This is a genomic window from Zhenpiania hominis, assembly GCF_014333425.1.
In the GTDB taxonomy this organism is placed as follows: domain Bacteria; phylum Bacillota; class Clostridia; order Peptostreptococcales; family Anaerovoracaceae; genus Hominibacterium; species Hominibacterium hominis.
The window spans coordinates 496,692-514,790 of sequence record NZ_JACRYT010000001.1 but is presented as its reverse complement, the minus strand read 5'-3'; the positions used below and the strand labels follow the sequence as shown (position 1 = coordinate 514,790).

The following is an 18,099-nucleotide window of genomic DNA, read 5'->3' as shown; positions in this document are numbered from 1 at the left end:
TGGCAAATTCTTCGACCAGGTGGCACAATATGCGAACAAATCGAAAAGACTTGGAGAATAGCTGCGTTTTTTAGTCCTTGCACCCTCTAAGTCGCTAAAATATGGTAAAATTTGTATGACATTCGCCATCTAGCTTTAAAAAACCCAGATATGTTCGCGCCTGATGCCCTCTGAAAAGATTTCACTTGATTTTCACCTGATATCCATATAGAATATATCAGCAATCTATTTACAAAATAAGGAGTGTATGATATGGATTTCATAGCAAATATCATCAGCAGTATCAGTGGGTATATGTACAGCTACATCCTAATTGTACTATTGATCGCGGCAGGCATATACTTTTCATTCCGGACAAAGTTTGTCCAGATCCGGCTGCTAAGAGAATCGATCCGGGTCATCGCGGAGCCGAAAAAGGACAAAGACTCGATTTCTTCCTTTCAGGCCCTTATGGTATCCACCGCGTCAAGGGTCGGCACAGGCAATATCGTAGGTGTTACCGGCGCGATCATTATGGGCGGACCGGGCGCGGTTTTCTGGATGTGGCTCATTGCGCTTCTCGGCGGCGCTTCGGCGTTTGTAGAGTCAACGCTGGCTCAGATCTATAAGAAAAAGGGATCGGACGGTTCCTACGGTGGACCAGCCTATTACATCAAACAGGCGCTCAAGGCTCCCGCCCTGGGCGGCGTCTTCGCGGTTTTTCTGATCCTCACCTATATGGGCGGCTTTAACGCTCTTGCCTCTTTTAACCTGACGGACTTTGTCAAGGCATATGTACCGTCAGACAACGCGACCCTTTATATCGGTGCGGTAGTAGCCATCCTTTCAGCGGTTGTAATCTTCGGCGGCGGGAAAAGAATCTCCAAGGCTACGCAGGTGATCGTTCCCATCATGGCAGTTGCCTACATCGCGGTTGCGCTCTTAATGATCATTTTAAACATCGGCTCTTTCCCATCCGTGATCGCCAGTATTTTTACCGGTGCCTTCAACTTTTCTTCTGTAGCGGGAGGTGTCTTCGGTGCGGCGATTATGAACGGTATTAAGCGGGGGCTTTATTCCAACGAGGCAGGTATCGGTTCGGCTCCGAACGCCGCGGCGTCCGCTGATGTATCTCATCCGGTTAAGCAGGGGCTTGTACAGATGCTTTCCGTATTCATTGATACGCTGCTCATTTGTTCTTCCACCGCCTTTATGGTACTGTGCGCGGGACTGGATCCTTCCGGATACTTGGACGCTTCCGGCAACGCTATGAGCGGATTATATATCCAGGAATCGCTGGGAGTCAACTTCGGCGCGTTTGGAGGATATTTCATTACAGCGGCTCTGGCTCTGTTCGCCTATACTACAGTAGTCGGCAACTATTTTTACGCGGAAATGAATATCAGCTATCTGTATAAAAACGCTCTTAACAATAAGCCCTTCATGTTCTGTTATCGGCTTTTGGCGGTTATCATCATCTTTGTAGGCGCCCAGTTCAGCGCGGGACTTGCGTGGGATACGGCGGACGTTCTTATGGGATGTATGGCGCTGATCAACGTGCCAGTCTGCATTATCCTGGGGAATACGGCATTTAAAGCGCTCAAAGATTACACGAAAAAGAAAAAATCCGGTGAATCGCTTGAGTTTAAGGCCGCTGATATCGGAGTAAGCGGCACCGAATATTGGAAGTAGATTCTGTTTTTATATCAGTAAGAAAAGACCTGACGCAAATCACGCTGTCAGGTCTTTTTTCACATTCAATAAACAATTTGATTTACAATCAATCCTGTTATGAGAGAAGCAGTCATTACATAGGCAAGATACAGCAGGAACCGCTTTAAGCCAAGCACGATCTTCACCGCCCCCAGATTCGTAATTTTTGTCGCCGGTCCGGTAATCATAAACGCCGCCGCGCTTCCCATACTCATTCCATCATAAAGCCATGCCTGAAGAAGGGGAATCGTCCCGCCTCCGCAGACGTAAAGAGGCACTCCGATGGTTGCCGCCATCAACACACCAAAAGCCTCATCTCCGCCGAACAGTGATACCATAGCTTCCGCGGGCACATACCTCTGAAAGAGGGCGGAAAGAAAAATGCCGATCAGGAAATACACTCCTGTGGCTTTGACATTTCTCCCCAGATTCTTCAGAAAACGAAATAACCTATTGGGATCCGTATCCCGGCTCTGCGGTTCATCAAAACCGGTGAAGTTAAAAAAGGATTTGCCACGGTAACCGGCGCGCACCAAAACTCCTGCCGCGCATCCGCACACAAAGCAGGAAATAAGTCTTACGGAAAGCGCCTCCGGACCAAGTGCCGCGCTGTAAATAATCAGCTGAGGATTGAGAAGAATCGAACTCATCATAAAGGCCGCCAGCCAATCGTCCTCCACGCCGCTCCTGGAAAAAGACGCCGCAATGGGGATGGTTCCATACATACACAGGGGAGAGGCGATTCCCAGAGCGCTTGCCGCGCCGATTCCCAAGACGCCGATTTTCTGTCCTCCCAGGAGACGCACTCCACGGTGGATGGAATCTTTCAGGAAAACAGAGATTGCGGATCCCAGAACCATTCCCAGAATCCAGAATCCTAAAATCTGTTCCAGCTGAAGGGAAAAATAATACCAGAGATAAATCGCTTCATGCTGCAAAATCTCAGTCATTCACATTCACCAGATTGTAGCTGCGGCTTCCCAGCCCGATCTTCTCTGCCTGCTCCAGCGTATGAAGTCCGTTTCTCGACTCAACGCGCTCAACCAAAGAATCTCCGTCCTCCGCTTCGTATACCAGATCAACGCAGGCCTGATCCACCGCTACCGGGTCAAAGGAAGCAAGAATTCCGATATCGTGCATATCCGGCTCTGCCGGACTGCCGTCACAATCACAGTCTACGGATAGGCGGTTCATCACATTGATGTAAAGTATATTTCCGTCCAGATAATCCACAACCGACTTTCCCGCCTCTGCCATCGATTCCAGAAAAGCGTCCTGGTCGCCATCCCACATGCTGCCTCCGGTTCCGCCGCTGTGAATATGTTCCTTGCCTTCACTGGAAGCGATTCCGATGGAGATATTTTTGATAGCCCCTCCGTAGCCTGCCATGGAGTGCCCTTTAAAGTGGGACAGCACAATATAGTAATCATAATTAGCGAAATTGGCTCCTACATAGTTTTCTGTCAGATTATCTCCACCTCTAACCGGCAGCGTCATAGAGCCGTTTTCATCCATAATATCCACATCGGCAATCTCTGTATATCCATGGTCCTCCGCAACCTGATAGTGCATGGCGGTGCTGGCTCTGGAACCCCCATAGGCCGTGTTGCACTCTACGATGGTCGGGTTTTCAAAGGACTGGACAAAGGATCCGATCAGATCCGTACGAAGATAGTTGCTGCCCGGCTCACCGGTAGAAAGCTTTATAGCGGGATTTTCCCCGGGGGAAGCCTCCATCGCCTCGTAAACCGCCATCAGTCCCTGGGGGCTGACGTCCTCTGTCATATATACGGCCGGCGCGCTGTCATTATCCGTACTGTATGATTCGTTTGTCTGCGTCTGGACGGACGTTTCGTTCTGCCCGCAGCCTGCCAGCAGAAGCATCAGCGCAGCTGCCAGAGAAAGAAGCGCTGCCGCGTTTTTTCGTTTCATGTTCCGTCTCCTTTCCTCATATGCCCCTTCTATCGCTTTTGATCCCCCACGGACCATACATGTGTGTCAGCTGCTGCCGCCTGTGTATTCTGAGCCATCACACCAACCAACTTATGGGGAACATAGGGTTCCTCAAGATAAGCAATCTCGCTGTTGTCAAGCACCAATTCCGTGGATCTTGCCGCGCCTTCCACATGGCGCATCTTTGTAGCTCCCACGATCGGTGCCGTAACCTTTGTCAAAAGCCATGCCAGGGAGATTTCCGTCATGGTCACTCCACGCTTTTCCGCCAGTTCCGCCACCCGCTCTATAATAAGGCGATCCTGGCCAGCGGTGGAGTCATACTTCAGCTTTGCGTAGCTGTCCTCTTCAAGTCGCTTTGAAGTCTCACCCGGATGCTTTGACAGCCTTCCTCCTGCCAGCGCGCTGTAAGGCGTCATGGCAATGTTTTCTTCCGCGCAGTAAGGCGCCATTTCCCGCTCTTCTTCTCTGAAAATCAAATTATAGTGTCCCTGCACAGATACGAACCTGGCGAAACCTTCTTTTTCCGCCAGAGCGTTGGCCTTGGCAAGCTGCCAGGCGAAGCAGTTGGAGATGCCGATATATCGCGCTTTTCCCGCTTTCACGGCATTGTTTAATCCTTCCAGAATATCATAAACCGGCGTCCTGTAATCCCACATATGATAGATATACAGATCCACGTAATCCATTCCCAGATTTTCAAGGCTCTTGTCCAGCATCCGCTCGATATGCTGCTGTCCTGTGATGCCCGCTTCGATTTCTTCGTTGGTTCTGGGCAAAAACTTCGTAGCAACCGCGACTTCTTCTCTTTTGGCGAAATCCGCAAGCGCCCGGCCCAGATACTGTTCGCTGGTTCCGTTCTGATAACCGATGGCCGTATCGAAAAAATTGATTCCCAACTCCAGCCCTCTTTTTACAATTTCACGCGTGTGTCCCTCGTCAATGGTCCAGCTGTGCTGTCCTCTGGACGCGTCACCAAAGCCCATACAGCCCATACAAATACGCGATACATTCAATTCCGAATTTCCCAGTTTTGTATACTTCAATTTCTTTCCCTCCTTCTTAAAGAGAACGTCCCAGTTCATACGCCTGCCGAGGGAAGCCCGTACGCTGCGTCATCGGAACGTTCCCGCAGCCGGTTCCTAAAATTTTTCCCTGATTCTTAAAATTCATATAACGGCAAAGCGTATCGTAATAGGATTCCACTTCCGTCATTGTCCACTCGTTACTGTCCCACGCCGCCACAATCAAAGCAGTTTTCATGCCTTTGGAGTCCAGCTTTCCGGTGAAACTGTAGAATCGATCGATTACGGTTTTCAGCTGCGCGCAGACGCCGAAATAATACAGAGGCGTTACCAATACCATCATATCCGCGTCCAAAATTTGTTTCTTCAATTTTTCTCCGTCATCTTTCTGGCTGCACGGACCGTTCATACCGCAGAAATCACAGCCGAGACACGGATGAAGATCCGCGCGGGCCGCGTCAAAAACCGTCACCTGATGCCCGCTTTCTTTTGCTCCTTTTATAAACTGATCCGCCAGAAGATTGGACGATCCATGTTTATGCGGACTGCTTTCGATTACTAAAATATTCATTGTGTACCTCCCCTTCCTCATTCCTGTTCCTCATCGGGTTCAATCCTTGCTGCAAAATCTCCGTTTTGAGCCGCCAGCGCCTCCATTCCGGATTCCACCTTCCCCAGATAGACAAGATCCTCGGAGTAACTGAAATCTTCATAAAAAATACAGACATCCCCCCACGGTTCATACAGACACACATCGCCGACAGAAGGTTCTACGCCAAAGTTTTCTCCCTCTGTGTCCAGTTCGTCCGGCGGATAGGCGATTTTTTCTGTCTGGTTATAGTCGCTGAACTCCAGTTCCAGCGGAAGCATTTCGTATAGGCTGTCAGCGGCAGGCGTATCGGACAAAAGGATTTGTATTTCCTGACTTCCAATCGTCATTTTTACATGCCTTCCGCTCTCTTCCCGTGAAGCCTGGCTACTTGAAACACCCGTTTCTTCCGTTCCGCTTTCATTCCTCTGTGGATCCTCTGCCGCTCCGCAGGCCGCCAGAGTAAAAAGCAATACAAGCGCAATCATCCATACGGCTTTTTTCTTCATCGGTTTTCCTCCCCGGTAAACAATCTTTTATTTCGACTTCATTATAGGTTCAAATCGTTTTCAATGTCTAATACTTAGAAATTATTGTTTACCATGCTTTTCACGAATAGAGGATACGACCTGCCGCCTTCCGGGTCACAGCTCCTGTACATTCGTTCTGGAATTCGCGGTATATACCCCGGCGATAATAACTGCCGCGCCTAAAAGCTGAAAAACGGAAACAGCTTCCTTTAAGACAATCACTCCGGTCAGGATGGAAACAATAGTCGAAACGCCAATAAAGGAGGAAAAATCCCCATCCAAGCAGCGATAGTACGGTCGCCCCTGCTGTAGCCTGCTTTGTGAAACTGTAACTTAGCCCGTATAGAGTTTCACATCCCAGAGCGCACAGACTTCCCATAAGCAAATTGTTGTTCTTGTTGTTTTTCATTTGATTCAAATGCGCTCCTGTTTTTATACCTTCAATTATACAACAGATACCCTTCCTTACAAACGCTCCGCGCGATTCCCTGCGATATTTTCTATTCTTTCTCAAAAAAATGGTACCTGGGACCCATAGATTATACCAGGTTTCGATAGTATAATTGTTAACAAAAAAGTCAAACAATATTGAAAGGGGTAGATATGAGTCAAGAACTGTATGCAAAGGATTGGCAAAAAATTAACGAAATCATCTTGCGGATGAACAGTGAAAATGATATTTTAAAGGCTTTAAATACATTTCTGCTCGATATTGAAAGACTGGTTCCTTATGAAAAAGCCTGTATTTATTTTTATGATCTTTCCGCGTCTGACATTGTCAAAGATTATCTTGGACAGGGATTCAGCGAAAAAGAACTGATTGACTATGAACGCTACTATTGCAATATCGACGATGTTGTGGAAAAAATGATGCCCAATAAAGAGGTTGTTATTAAAAGTACCGAGGCATTCGATATCAATCAGCGAAAAGAAACCGAATACTTTATTGACTATGTGACTCCCGCTAATACAAAAATTTCTCTAGACACCAATTTCCGATGGAATCTGGAAAACAGAGGGTTTTGTATCGGTTCTCTGGATCTGTTCCGCAATGAAAAGGACATCGATTTTACAGAGAGGGAAATGGAAATCTGCAGGGTATTCCAGCCCCACATTGAACTGCGAGCTTCCAATTACGCGTTTCTATTTGAAAATATCACGCATAAGTTCGCGCTTACCAATGCGGAGCAGGATATTGCCTCTATGATTCTCAAAGGTTATTCCAATGAACAGATCGCGGAAGAAAAATGTATCACAATTTCAACGGTTAAAAAGCATGTTTCTAAAATTCTGGAGAAGTCGGATACCAAATCGCGAATTGAGTTTATATGCAAGGCCACTTGCACCGGCAAATAGGCCGGATGAAAAACAGGAATGACAAGGGGTAATTATTTTAATAATAAATAGAAAAGAAAAGGAGAAAATGAAAAGCATGAAAGACATTATTACAGTAGCCGCGGTTAATTTCAGAGTTGACGCGGCGGATAAAGACAGCAATCTTTCCAGAATGTGCGGATTCGCCGAAGCCGCGGCAAAGCGCGGCGCGGATCTGGTGTTATTTCCGGAAATGTGTCTTTTTGGGTATGACTACTATGTAGATGACAACATCTCTCAGGAAGAAAAGATTCGGACAGCGGAACAGATCAGCGGGCCGTCCTGCCGGGCGATTGCGGAGGTCACGAAAGAATACGGAATCTACGTTGTTTTTGGTATGGCGGAAAAACTGGAGGATACTCCGGACGCGACACTTTATAATTCCGCGGTAGCAATCGGCCCGGACGGTGTAATCGGAGCCTATCAGAAGATGCATCCTTTTGAAACAGAAAGCATCTGGTGCGCCAAAGGAAGCAAACCATTCATGTTCGACACTCCCTGGGGACCGATTTCCGTCGGCATCTGCTTTGACACCTACCAGTTCCCGGAACTTCAGAGATATTACTGCAGCCAGGGCAGCAGGCTGTATCTGAACCCTACCGCTGTCGTGGAGGAAATTCCGAAAGAAGGAAGCCGCCAGGCATTCATTGACTACTATGCGCCGACATTGGAATACGGGGTTCTCTGCAATACCATCTACGTTGTCAGCGCAAACCTTTGCGGTATGGATAAGGTAAACTATTTTGGAGGCGGAAGCTGCGTCATCGGACCGAAAATCACACCGTTTTACGAAACCAACCTCCATTATTACGCGGGAAACAAAGACAATGTGCAGGAAGGAATCCTGATGGAAACCATCGATCTTTCCCTGGCGGAAAGACGCCTGTTTATCAATAAAGAAATCACCGGCGAGCCGGATTACAGACCAGATATTTATAAGCAGTTCCTCTAAACTGCTTTCTAAAATAATAATACTATGAACAAAGGAAGAAGGGGATTTAAATGAAAGACGATACTCTAAAACGTACCATGAAGCTGCATCATCTGGTCATCTTTGGTGTAGCTTTCCTGACGCCGATGATCGCTTACACGATATATGGTGTCATTGCCACAAGTTCTCACGGCGTTGAATCAGGTTCCATCTGCCTTACCATCATTGCCATGCTGTTTACTGCGCTAAGCTACGGTCATATGGCAAAGGCATACCCTGCCGCGGGTTCCGCTTACACTTACACCAGGAAAGCCATTAACTCCAAACTGGGCGTTATCGCCGGATGGATTGTTCTGCTGGGTTATGTATTCTTTCCCATGGCCATCTGGCTAATCGGCGCGTCTTATTTCAGCGCCGCTGTTCCCGCCGTTCCGGAATGGGTATGGCTGGTAGGCTTCATTGTAATTACATCTCTTATCAATATTGTAGGTGTTGAAGTGGGAAGCAAAATTAATTTCGTGATGGTTTCCATCCAGGTGATCATTATCATCGCGTTCCTGATTTTCACCATCAAAGCGATAACCGAAGGAATGGGTGAAGGCACACTGGCTTCCTTTTCACCCTTCTACAATCCGGATGTAGATTTCAGCTATATGGTAGCCGGAGCAGCCGCAGCCTGCTACTGCTTCCTGGGATTTGACGCGCTGACGACGTTCACAGAAGATACCATTGATCCGGAAAAGAATATCCCGAGATCGATTATACTGACCCTGCTTGTATGCGGCGGAATCTTCCTTATCGTAACTTACTTTACGCATCTGGTGCATCCGTCCTTCGATTATCCGAATCCTGACAACGCGGCTTACGACATCGCGCGCCAGGTCGCTCCATCTGTTTTCGGCGGCATCTTCCTTATCGGAACCATCGCCGGTCAGTTCGCGGCAGGTCTGTCGGCACAGGCAAGCGGCGCCCGGCTCTTGTATGCCATGGGAAGAGACGGTGTCCTGCCGAAAAAACTTTTCGGAAGACTGGGAAAAACGAAAACACCTATAAACGCCATCCTTCTGACGGGAATCATCGCGCTGTTCGCTATCTTTCTGGATGTTACTTCCGCTACAGCGTATATCAACTTCGGAGGACTCATCGGATTCTGTTTTGTTAACATTGCGGTTATCTCGCATTATTTCATAAGAAAAAAAGAGCGTTCCACCAAAGGCTTCTTTATGTACCTGGTTTTCCCTATCATCGGCACCTTGTTCTGTCTGTATCTGCTGGTACATTTGGACAGAATCGCCATCATCCTGGGATGCGCGTGGGTAGTAATCGGAATTATCTATCTGCTTGTTCTGACAAAAGGTCTGAAGGAGGAACCTCCGGAACTTGGAATTGATGACTGATGAAAATATAGGCATATTATATATGGAGACCGACCATCTTTAGGTCGGTCTCCTGCTATTTACCGTCCCTATAGCGCTATGAAAGAAGAATGCGACGTATCAATTTCAGTGTTGCTTTTTACCGATATCTCAGTTATATTATTAAGTAAAAGCGGATACATCAGGCGTCTTGGACGTAGGCTGCGGGTCTTTCGGCATGTTCAGCAGTTGTGGCGCTTTTTTTATTTACTTGATTCTTATTTTAATATAGAATGTATTTACAAGGTCAGATTTAACTCCCCACACGGGCAATTGCAGCCCGTTGTCTGGGAAAAAATCTGACATTTTTTCGAGCTGAACTATTGATTTTTACTGATGATCCAAGTAAATTATTAGTAGAAAGCCTATCGGCGGACAAGTATGAGTTGTCTGGCAATGCCTGAGATGACGCTTGATACCGAGGGTTTTTCTTTCATTTTTCCACTGCCCCATCTGAACAATCACAATATGACCCAATTTATGATTTTCTGATTATTTCTCTCGTCTTTCTTTTAGGCTGTTGCTTTTCAAGAAAGCTTCTGCTATATTGCTAGTAAAAGCAGATGCATTTAACGTCTCGGGCGTGGGCTGGGGGTCATCCGACATCAAAGCGCTTGCGGTGCTTCTTTTTTATTTACACGAATCTCCAATTCTGGCTTTCTTCCTGTAATTTCACCATATGGGCGTAGAGACCGTTTTTCTCTTTTAGCTCCTCCGGCGCGCCCTCTTCCGCTACGGTGCCTTCCGAGAGCACCACGATCTTGTCCGCGCCGGCCACCGTACGCATTCGATGGGCAATCACCAGCACAGTCTTATCCGCAATCAGGCGGGAGAGCGCTGTCTGAATCAGTGTTTCATTTTCTACATCCAGCGAAGCGGTTGCTTCATCCAAAAGAATAATCGGCGCATTTTTCAGGAAAGCCCGGGCGATAGAAACGCGCTGCCGCTCTCCACCTGAAAGCTCGCATCCGTTTTCCCCGATATTGGTATTCCACCCATCCGGCAGTTTTTCAGCGAACTCGTCTACATTCGCGAGCTTTGCCGCCGCCATCACCTGCTCATCGTCAGCCTCTTTGTTCCCGATTCGAATATTTTCCAGAATAGTGTTGTCAAACAGGGTTACATCCTGAAATACGATGGAAAACAAAGATAACAGCGCTTCCGGGTCTGTTTTGGAAATATCCATACCTCCCACAGTGATCCTGCCGCGGCTGACATCCCAAAATCTTGCCGCCAGCCGGGAAACAGTTGTTTTGCCGCCGCCGGACGGCCCCACCAAAGCTGTGACTTCCCCCTGCTTCGCGGTAAAAGAGACATCTTTCAAAACCGTTTCTCCGGTATTGTAGGCAAACTCCACATGGTCAAAGACAATATCATAGCCTTCGTTAGAAAGTCTGTTATCGCCTTGCTGGATGGGGTGATCGAGGATTTCATTCATGCGGGCGATATTAGTGCGCGTGCTAATCACTGCCGCCAGATTTTGAAGCGCGCCCTGCAGTGGATCATAAAGGCGTGATACGACCAATAAAAATAAGAAGAAGGTTCTTACATCCAGACTTCCCTGAATCAGCAAGATGGAGCCGACCAGCGCGACCGTAGCGATCCCTAATTTCAGCACTAATGACGCGGAAACTACAAAGGCCGCCAGTCCAAATTCATTGAGAATCGAGCGATGTTCCACTGCGCGGATTTTCTTTTCCAAACCGTTCAGGTATTTCTTTTCGGCATTATTTGCTTTCAAATCCCGTACCGTTTCGATACACTCCTGAATTCCATCGGCACAGGACATTTTGACATCCATGGCTTTTTGATTGAGTTTTTCCTGTACCCTGGCAGAAAACCCTACAATGGCAAACGCTATCGGCATGACCCAAAGCGCCGCCAATGCCATGCGCCAGTCAAAAATAAGCAGACTGACAGAGATCAGAACCGTGGAGATAATCGATCCCGCCAGCTCTGGGATAAAGTGAGAAAAACTCTGTTCCAAAAATGTGCAGTCTGCCATAATCGTACTGGTCAGGTCAGCCAGATCCTTTTTGCCAAAAAAGGACAAGGGAATTTTTCGCAGCCGTTCTGCCAGCGTGATGCGCCTTACGCCGCTTTCTGTATAAGTGGCAAAGTAGGTGGCGTTATACTGGATGTAAGTGGTAAACAGAATAAACCCGATACATATTGCGCAGCCGATGACGTAATAGGCGACTTTTTCATTGGAAACGCCGCCACTCATCAGGTCGCCTACTAAAAAATAGAGCAGTCCCACCGGAAACATAAAGGAGAGATTCTGAAGGACGCAGGCCAGGCAGCCTTTGACCAAGTCTTTTGCTCCCTGTTCTGATAAAGCATATCGTTTTTGCAGCCATTTTAGCATTTATTATACCTCCTTTGCAACCTTCCATTGAACGGAAGTCTGATAGTTCTGCCACATCCGCTTGAACATTCCGTCTTGCTTCAGCAGTTCTCCGCTGGTACCGCTCTCGGTAATCTGTCCATCACAAATAACATAGATTTTATCCGCGCCTACTACAGTAGAAAGCCGATGGGCGATCATAATGACCGTCTTCCCTTCAGAGAGCTTTGAAAAAGCGGCCTGCATACGCGTTTCATTATCCGGATCGGCAAAAGCAGTCGCCTCATCTAAAATAATGATGGGCGCGTTTTTCAACATGACACGAGCGATGGCAATTCTCTGCTGCTCGCCGCCGGATAGGTAGATGCCCTTTGCGCCAATTACGGTATCCACGCCCCGAGGCAGTTTTGCAAGAATATCATCACACTGAGCATTGTGAAGCGCGGCAAGAACTTCTTCCCGGGTTGCGTCGGGTTTTCCCATACGTACATTTTCCAAAATAGAAGCCTTAATAAGGCGGCTGTTTTGGAACACAAAAGAAACCGTATTCATCAGTTCCTCTTTGGCAATTTCTTTTACATTAACTCCGCCGATCCTGACGGTACCGCTCTGAGGGTCGAAAAAACGGGAGATCAAATTGGCGAGCGTCGTTTTTCCACCGCCGGAGGGCCCGACAAAGGCTATAGTCTGTCCTTGCGGTACAGCAAGAGAAATGCCTTTCAACACTTCCGTTTGTCCATCATAGCTGAAACGGATTTTTTGCAGCTCTACCGAAGCGTCTTTCGGATGCTTTGGATATTTTGTCTCTCCCAGCGGTTTCAAAGTCAAAACACTGTCGATCCTCTGCAATGCATCATTTACAATCATGGCATTTTCACTTTGGAACATGATTCGCGTCAGCGTGACAGAAATAATTGGCGTAATGATAATATAGAAAATCAGATCCAGCAGAAATTCTGTTGTTGCGCCGTTTTGCGTAAATAACAGACCTCCCGCGATCAGTGCCGCGAAAACCCCGTTAATGGCTGCCGTATAGCACATCATCGGCGTTCGAAGCTGTTTGGTATAGGCAATTACCCATACTTTATAACGGTCAATCGAACCTTTAAATTTTTTAAAGGAAAAGATCGTCTGACCAAAGGTTTTGACTACCGGGATGCCCCGAACATATTCCACTGCCTCGTTGGACATATCATCCAGCGCATTTTGGTACTCTTTCATTTTCTCCTGCATCCGCTGTCCGGTCATTGTCATCATGATCAAAAACCCAAGCGCCACCGGAATAAGGCTCAGAAGGCCGAGCCGCCAGTCGAATACCAGCAGCAGCACCAACAGTCCGCAGGGCGTAGCGAGCGCGTTAGCCCGATCGGGAAGTTGATGGGCGAGATAAGTTTCGGTGGCAGCGCTGGATTCGTTGACAATTTTACGCAGTCTGCCGCTGCCAAAGCTTTCCGCAAACCCAAGCGGCAGCTTAACAATATGCTCCATGGTCTGTAGTCGTAAGTTCGTTGCAATGCGAAAAGCTCCCTTGTGGGAACACATCAGTCCCGCTATGTACACAAGTACGGCGATAACCGCAAACAGCACTGCCATCCAGCCATTATGGGTCAGATTCTGCGCACGGCTAAAATCCGGCGCGACTTCCAATACTTCTTGAATCACTTTCCAGATGTAATAAAAGGGCACCAAAGCGATGAAAGCGCTGATTGCTGAAAGTACCCACGAAGCATAAATCAGGTATTTGTGACTGCCCGCAATCTGGAGCAGGCGTGACAGGTTTGATTGTTTTTTCAAAAAAGATTCCCCCTTTTCCATCGGTTGATGATACCGATCACTCATAGATATCATCTTGCGCAATTTTAGTTAGTTTTCGCTAACTATCGTTCAAAAATTACAGGGCATTATTGCCCCATAATCTTCATCCATCCGGCTGTATAAAAGGCACGCATTTCCTTTACATAATTTTCCGCGTTACTCAGCGGCATTTCATGAATTACCAGTTCAAAGAACGTATGAAACATGCCAGTAATCAGGATATGTTCCAGCGTAGGATCAATCTTTGGCGAAGGTCTTCCAAGTTCTCGCAGAACCTGCTGATAAGCGTGGGTTGCCGCCATCTCGATCTCTACCATTTCATCAATAAGGCCGGAAAATTTTGTCCCTTCCGAGCAGCAGAGAATGAGTTTGCATTCTTCCAGGTGGGCATAGGCATAGTGGAGCATATCGTACATGCAAATCCCCGATATTTCGCTCATAACTTCCGGCTGCTGTTCGTGTGGAAGTTCGGCAAATTGCTGCTGCGCCTTCTTAAAGCAGGTAAGGATATATTGGTAATGTTCGCCTACCAGCGCCTCGAATAATTCCTCCTTACTTTTGTAATAACCATAAAAGGCTCCGGTAGTCATGCCTACTGATTTTACAATATTTCTCAACGAGGCGCCCTTATAACCCTTTTCCAGAAACTCCGCTTTTGCCGCTTGATGGATGCGTTCTAAGGTTGTTAACTTTTCGTTTATGATATGTGCCCTCCTTATAACACCGTTATATATCACTGTTATATTATAGTTCACAAAAAAAATATTGTCAAGAGGAAAGAATTTCGTCGTAATATTGATCGAGTACCTCCGCTAAAGCTTTCGGGTTTTCTTCGTTTACGACATGACCCGTATTCTCGATGATTTCCAATTTCGCGGTTTTCATGTTTTGCGAAAAGTAATAGGCCGATTTTATATTTGCCTTATCTTTCTTTCCACAAATGATTAGCGCGGGACATTCCATATTCTGCGCGCCGCGGCTGAAATCCAGGTTTTTCATGGAATTTCCCAACACAAACGTATCCCGCTTATTAAATGCCATATTTTCAAAAACAGATTCAGGCAGGAGCTTAAACATCCTATTTTGAATCGCAAAGATCACTTTGGGTATTTTGTGAGGGGTTCCAATCAAAACCAATGACCCTACATTTTCCGGGAAGTCCAAAGCATAATTCAATCCCAGAATGCCACCCAGGGAAATCCCGCATAAATGCAAGGGGCCATCAAGTTTGCCGCAATATTCTACAAACGAAGTATATAAATTTATATAGCTTGTCTCTTTCCCCTTGAGAAGTGACGATAACTCCGGGCATTGTATATCCCTGCTTTTTTTCATATGAGCAATCGTTTCCTCCCAGCTTGTCGCCTTATGTCCTGAACCGTGAATAAAAACTTTGTTCATGGCAACCTCCATTGAATCCTTTCATCTGTATTCCTAAAGATTTCTTAGCCATACTGCGCAAAAGAATATTGCCGCGACCTACGTTCCATTTTCTGTCACCCTCTTAAAAAATGTCCAATTTATAAATAAATTCGATTTTGGACACGTTTTTTGGCGCCTGTATTTATCCCTTCAGATTTTCCATCACAGAAGGGTTCTGCTCGATAATGGTTCCGACTGTTGAGCACGTTTCTAATTCAGGACAATCGCCGCAGGTGGCGACGCCTTTTTCCAGCGCGCACTTGCGAATCCCGCACATACTGTCGCAGAATACAGTCTTAACGCCGTCTGTACGGCAGCCTTCACAGTTGATATGTTCCGGTAAAATGGGCGCCTTATTTAACTCCGCCCATAATTTCGCTGTTTTCTCACGCAAGGCCTGATCGTCATTGACCGTCGCGATATACGCGTCGCATTTTTCACAATCCAACCCGCAAAATCCAATCCTTTCATTCATCGTTTCTATCCTCCCAGATTTTTCTTTTAGCCGTAAAACGCCACCCATTTATGCCCGGATTCGGAACGTCTTCGGCGCGAAACGATAGACCAGGATGCTTGCGACAATACTGTAAAGGACGCAGAAAAGGATCGTTATCATTCCGAATATCAAAATAGGCATGCGAACCTGCATCAGGGCGAAACATACCCCATAGGTCGCAATCAGCACAAGCCGGTATGTACCACTCTTCATTTCCGTACCCGCGTTATATGGCTGAAGCAGGTAGTAGATCATCAGGTAGTGGATGGAAAAGAATGCGCTCATGCAAAGGACAGATACAATCAGCACGACATAATTCAGCGGATCGCCGGTTCCTCCGGTCACGAATAAGAGCAGCGCCAGCCCTCCTCCTATTACCAGGGCGGGTACCGCGTTGATCTTCATAATTTCGCGCAGCCGGATCCGGAAAAGCCGCAGCACGAGATCCGGCCGTTTGTAAAACGAATAGGTCAGCAGGCTGTGATCGCAGTTCATGAAAAGGGCCTGTGTAAAATTCGTGCCGCGATTGATCCCATACATGATAAACACGAAGTATGGAAGCCATGTCAGGATCATTGCGTTGATCGCGGGTTTTATTTCAGGCTTCAGAAATGTCACCATCAGGATTCCCGCGATGATAAACGTGCAGATATAGGAGATCTTCTTCGTTGAGTTCCAGAGTATCTTCTTATGCCTTTTTATAAACAGGTCATTCAAAAATTCAAAGCCCCTGCGATTGCTGGTGATGGAAGTATCGGCGGATATTTTCTTCTCGCTGGTCTGTTTTGCAACCTTTGTTTTGGCCGCGGAATCCATCTGATTTGTCAGCCCTGACAGCAGCTCCTGATTAATCCCGCGATAATCGTGAAATGTCAGCACCTTAATCATACCGACGATTCCCAGAGGAATACAAAGCAGAAAGATACTTATGGAAACAGGCGTTGGCAAAACCAGTCCAAAGATCGGCAAAGCATAGGCAGCCGCCAGAAGTACAGCCATGCATCCCCATATATACTTGCCGAGCTTGTTTTCGTTATATCCGAATCCTCTCCTTTCATAATCCCAGAGCGAAACAGCAGCGACAAACAGCTTCATGCCGGCTATACAAAATGGAAGCAGCACGCATAACCAGAAAGGAAAGTCTCTGTACCGTCCCAGCAGGATCATAAGGGGCATAAATCCAATGATCACTTTGCCGATGGCATACAGATAATTGACCAGCGTATATTCTCTGGCATCCATTTTCATAAGGAATATCGCGTAGTACTTATCCTTCGTGGGATTGAAAAGCTTTGTATTCGCAAAGCATCCGATCACCGTAAGAGGCAGCAGAATATGAAGGATCACCTGATCAGCAGGCAAATCCTTATACAGCATCCCCGCGCCGAAAATCATGATTATAAGATAAAGAAATTTCCCGATAAACGCAGAAACGATCTCCCACAACACAGACAGTATGTTGGCAAATATTTTCAGTCCTCTTACTTTGTAAAGCGCAGTCGGCAACAGATTTCTTAAAATAGGGATCTGCTTTAATGAAAACAGGATTCCGTTTACCCGGTATGTATTTTTCAGGGAAAAGGAGATTCTCAAAGTTCTATTCATGGTCCTCCTCCCTTAACGACTCAAGGATCTTATCCTTGAATTCTTTTCTGTCCAGATCCGTTTTCTCCACAACTTCCAGTACCCCATGATTCAGCAGAACGATCTCATCACACAGATCGAGGGCCAGATCCATGATATGGGTGGAAAATATCGTAATACGCTTTTGTTTCAGAGAACGCAAAAGCTGCTTCATTTCTTCCGCCACAACGACGTCGAGGGAGGTCAGAGGCTCATCAAGGAGCAGGATATTCGGCTGCGCGATGATATTGATTAGCATCTGCATTTTATTTTTCATACCGTGAGAATAGTCCTTAAGCAGCTTGTCCCTGTCTTCCGGTTCAATGCTCACGTAATCAAAGTATTCATCAATACCTTTCTGGGCCGCGATCGTTTTTTCATTGATATCTATGAAAAACTTTAAAAATTCACGGCCGGTGAGAAACTCGGGAACCGTCGGAGTGGACAGTACATATCCGATGTCCTCCGCAGCCACTTCGCGCCTGCCGCCACTATCGTCCACTATGCAGAAGCTGCCGTTATCCATCTTAAGATCCCGATTCAGGCAATTGAACAACGTGGTCTTCCCTGCTCCGTTTCTGCCGAGAAGCCCGTAGATCTTCCCTTCCTCAAAGGTAAAACTGATATCTTTCAGGACTTCCTTTTTTTCAAAGCTTTTGGACAAATGCTCGATCACAAATTCCATAACCATCTCCTTATCTCTTTTTTCGTTCTACGTTGATATTACATGATAACAATAAAGATGAAAAGTGTTTTTTACACAAATGATCCGTAAAAAATGTATATCATTTTTAAACCATTATCGTTGTCAATTATATCATCTATTAACCTTTATCACAACCTGGTTAACGTCTGTAAACAAATATTTTAAGACATGGTATGGGTTA

The 18,099-nt window shown here is 46.6% G+C and carries 17 protein-coding genes; 4 read left to right on the top strand and 13 right to left on the bottom strand.

Annotated features, from left to right (window positions below; translation table 11 throughout):
* The first annotated feature begins 252 nt into the window (after positions 1–252).
* Entirely contained in the window at positions 253–1,671 is a 1,419-nt protein-coding gene (locus H9L42_RS02610) for an alanine/glycine:cation symporter family protein (protein ID WP_187301872.1), read from the top strand.
* 65 nt (positions 1,672–1,736) lie between these two features.
* On the opposite strand, the gene H9L42_RS02605 is transcribed toward H9L42_RS02610, so the two are convergent.
* From H9L42_RS02605 to H9L42_RS16800, 6 genes are all read right to left on the bottom strand, one after another.
* Positions 1,737–2,642 (bottom strand): permease, encoded by a 906-nt coding sequence (locus H9L42_RS02605; protein WP_187301871.1) that lies wholly within the window; start codon positions 2,640–2,642, stop codon positions 1,737–1,739.
* Entirely contained in the window at positions 2,635–3,624 is a 990-nt protein-coding gene (locus H9L42_RS02600; protein WP_187301870.1) for a DUF362 domain-containing protein, read from the bottom strand. The genes H9L42_RS02605 and H9L42_RS02600 overlap by 8 nt, the downstream gene beginning before the upstream one ends.
* 29 nt (positions 3,625–3,653) lie before the next feature.
* Positions 3,654–4,691: an aldo/keto reductase gene (locus tag H9L42_RS02595; protein WP_187301869.1), complete on the bottom strand. Its 1,038-nt coding sequence runs from the start codon at positions 4,689–4,691 to the stop codon at positions 3,654–3,656.
* 16 nt (positions 4,692–4,707) lie between these two features.
* Positions 4,708–5,241, bottom strand: coding sequence for a flavodoxin family protein (locus H9L42_RS02590; RefSeq protein ID WP_187301868.1), 534 nt, complete (start codon positions 5,239–5,241; stop codon positions 4,708–4,710).
* A gap of 17 nt (positions 5,242–5,258) precedes the next feature.
* Entirely contained in the window at positions 5,259–5,768 is a 510-nt protein-coding gene (locus H9L42_RS02585) for a cyclophilin-like fold protein (RefSeq protein ID WP_187301867.1), read from the bottom strand.
* A gap of 135 nt (positions 5,769–5,903) precedes the next feature.
* Positions 5,904–6,071, bottom strand: a complete 168-nt coding sequence (locus H9L42_RS16800) for a hypothetical protein (RefSeq protein WP_207734893.1) — start codon at positions 6,069–6,071, stop codon at positions 5,904–5,906.
* Between the two features lie 321 nt (positions 6,072–6,392).
* On the opposite strand from H9L42_RS16800, the gene H9L42_RS02580 reads away from it, so the two are divergent.
* The 3 genes from H9L42_RS02580 (at position 6,393) to H9L42_RS02570 (ending at position 9,491) form a co-directional block, all read left to right on the top strand.
* Positions 6,393–7,145, top strand: a complete 753-nt coding sequence (locus tag H9L42_RS02580) for a helix-turn-helix domain-containing protein (RefSeq protein WP_187301866.1) — start codon at positions 6,393–6,395, stop codon at positions 7,143–7,145.
* Between the two features lie 76 nt (positions 7,146–7,221).
* Positions 7,222–8,115: a carbon-nitrogen hydrolase family protein gene (locus H9L42_RS02575; RefSeq protein WP_187301865.1), complete on the top strand. Its 894-nt coding sequence runs from the start codon at positions 7,222–7,224 to the stop codon at positions 8,113–8,115.
* 50 nt (positions 8,116–8,165) lie between these two features.
* Complete coding sequence (locus H9L42_RS02570; protein ID WP_187301864.1) at positions 8,166–9,491, top strand: APC family permease; 1,326 nt, start codon at positions 8,166–8,168, stop codon at positions 9,489–9,491.
* Positions 9,492–10,143: 652 nt separating this feature from the next.
* Here the strand turns inward: H9L42_RS02570 and H9L42_RS02565 are convergent.
* From H9L42_RS02565 to H9L42_RS02535, 7 genes are all read right to left on the bottom strand, one after another.
* Positions 10,144–11,877 carry an ABC transporter ATP-binding protein gene (locus tag H9L42_RS02565; RefSeq protein WP_187301863.1) on the bottom strand — a complete coding sequence of 578 codons (1,734 nt, stop codon included), beginning with the start codon at positions 11,875–11,877 and terminating at the stop codon, positions 10,144–10,146.
* A 3-nt stretch (positions 11,878–11,880) separates the two neighbouring features.
* Positions 11,881–13,650: an ABC transporter ATP-binding protein gene (locus H9L42_RS02560; RefSeq protein WP_187301862.1), complete on the bottom strand. Its 1,770-nt coding sequence runs from the start codon at positions 13,648–13,650 to the stop codon at positions 11,881–11,883.
* 107 nt (positions 13,651–13,757) lie between these two features.
* A complete protein-coding gene (locus H9L42_RS02555) occupies positions 13,758–14,408 on the bottom strand; it encodes a TetR/AcrR family transcriptional regulator (RefSeq protein WP_465270636.1) in 651 nt (216 codons plus the stop codon).
* 31 nt (positions 14,409–14,439) lie between these two features.
* Entirely contained in the window at positions 14,440–15,072 is a 633-nt protein-coding gene (locus H9L42_RS02550; RefSeq protein WP_187301861.1) for an alpha/beta fold hydrolase, read from the bottom strand.
* 163 nt (positions 15,073–15,235) lie between these two features.
* Entirely contained in the window at positions 15,236–15,568 is a 333-nt protein-coding gene (locus H9L42_RS02545; RefSeq protein WP_187301860.1) for a DUF3795 domain-containing protein, read from the bottom strand.
* A gap of 48 nt (positions 15,569–15,616) precedes the next feature.
* Positions 15,617–17,194 (bottom strand): hypothetical protein, encoded by a 1,578-nt coding sequence (locus H9L42_RS16915; RefSeq protein ID WP_187301859.1) that lies wholly within the window; start codon positions 17,192–17,194, stop codon positions 15,617–15,619.
* Entirely contained in the window at positions 17,187–17,897 is a 711-nt protein-coding gene (locus tag H9L42_RS02535) for an ABC transporter ATP-binding protein (RefSeq protein ID WP_187301858.1), read from the bottom strand. Before H9L42_RS02535 ends, H9L42_RS16915 begins: the two co-directional genes overlap by 8 nt.
* Between the last annotated feature and the right edge of the window lie 202 nt (positions 17,898–18,099).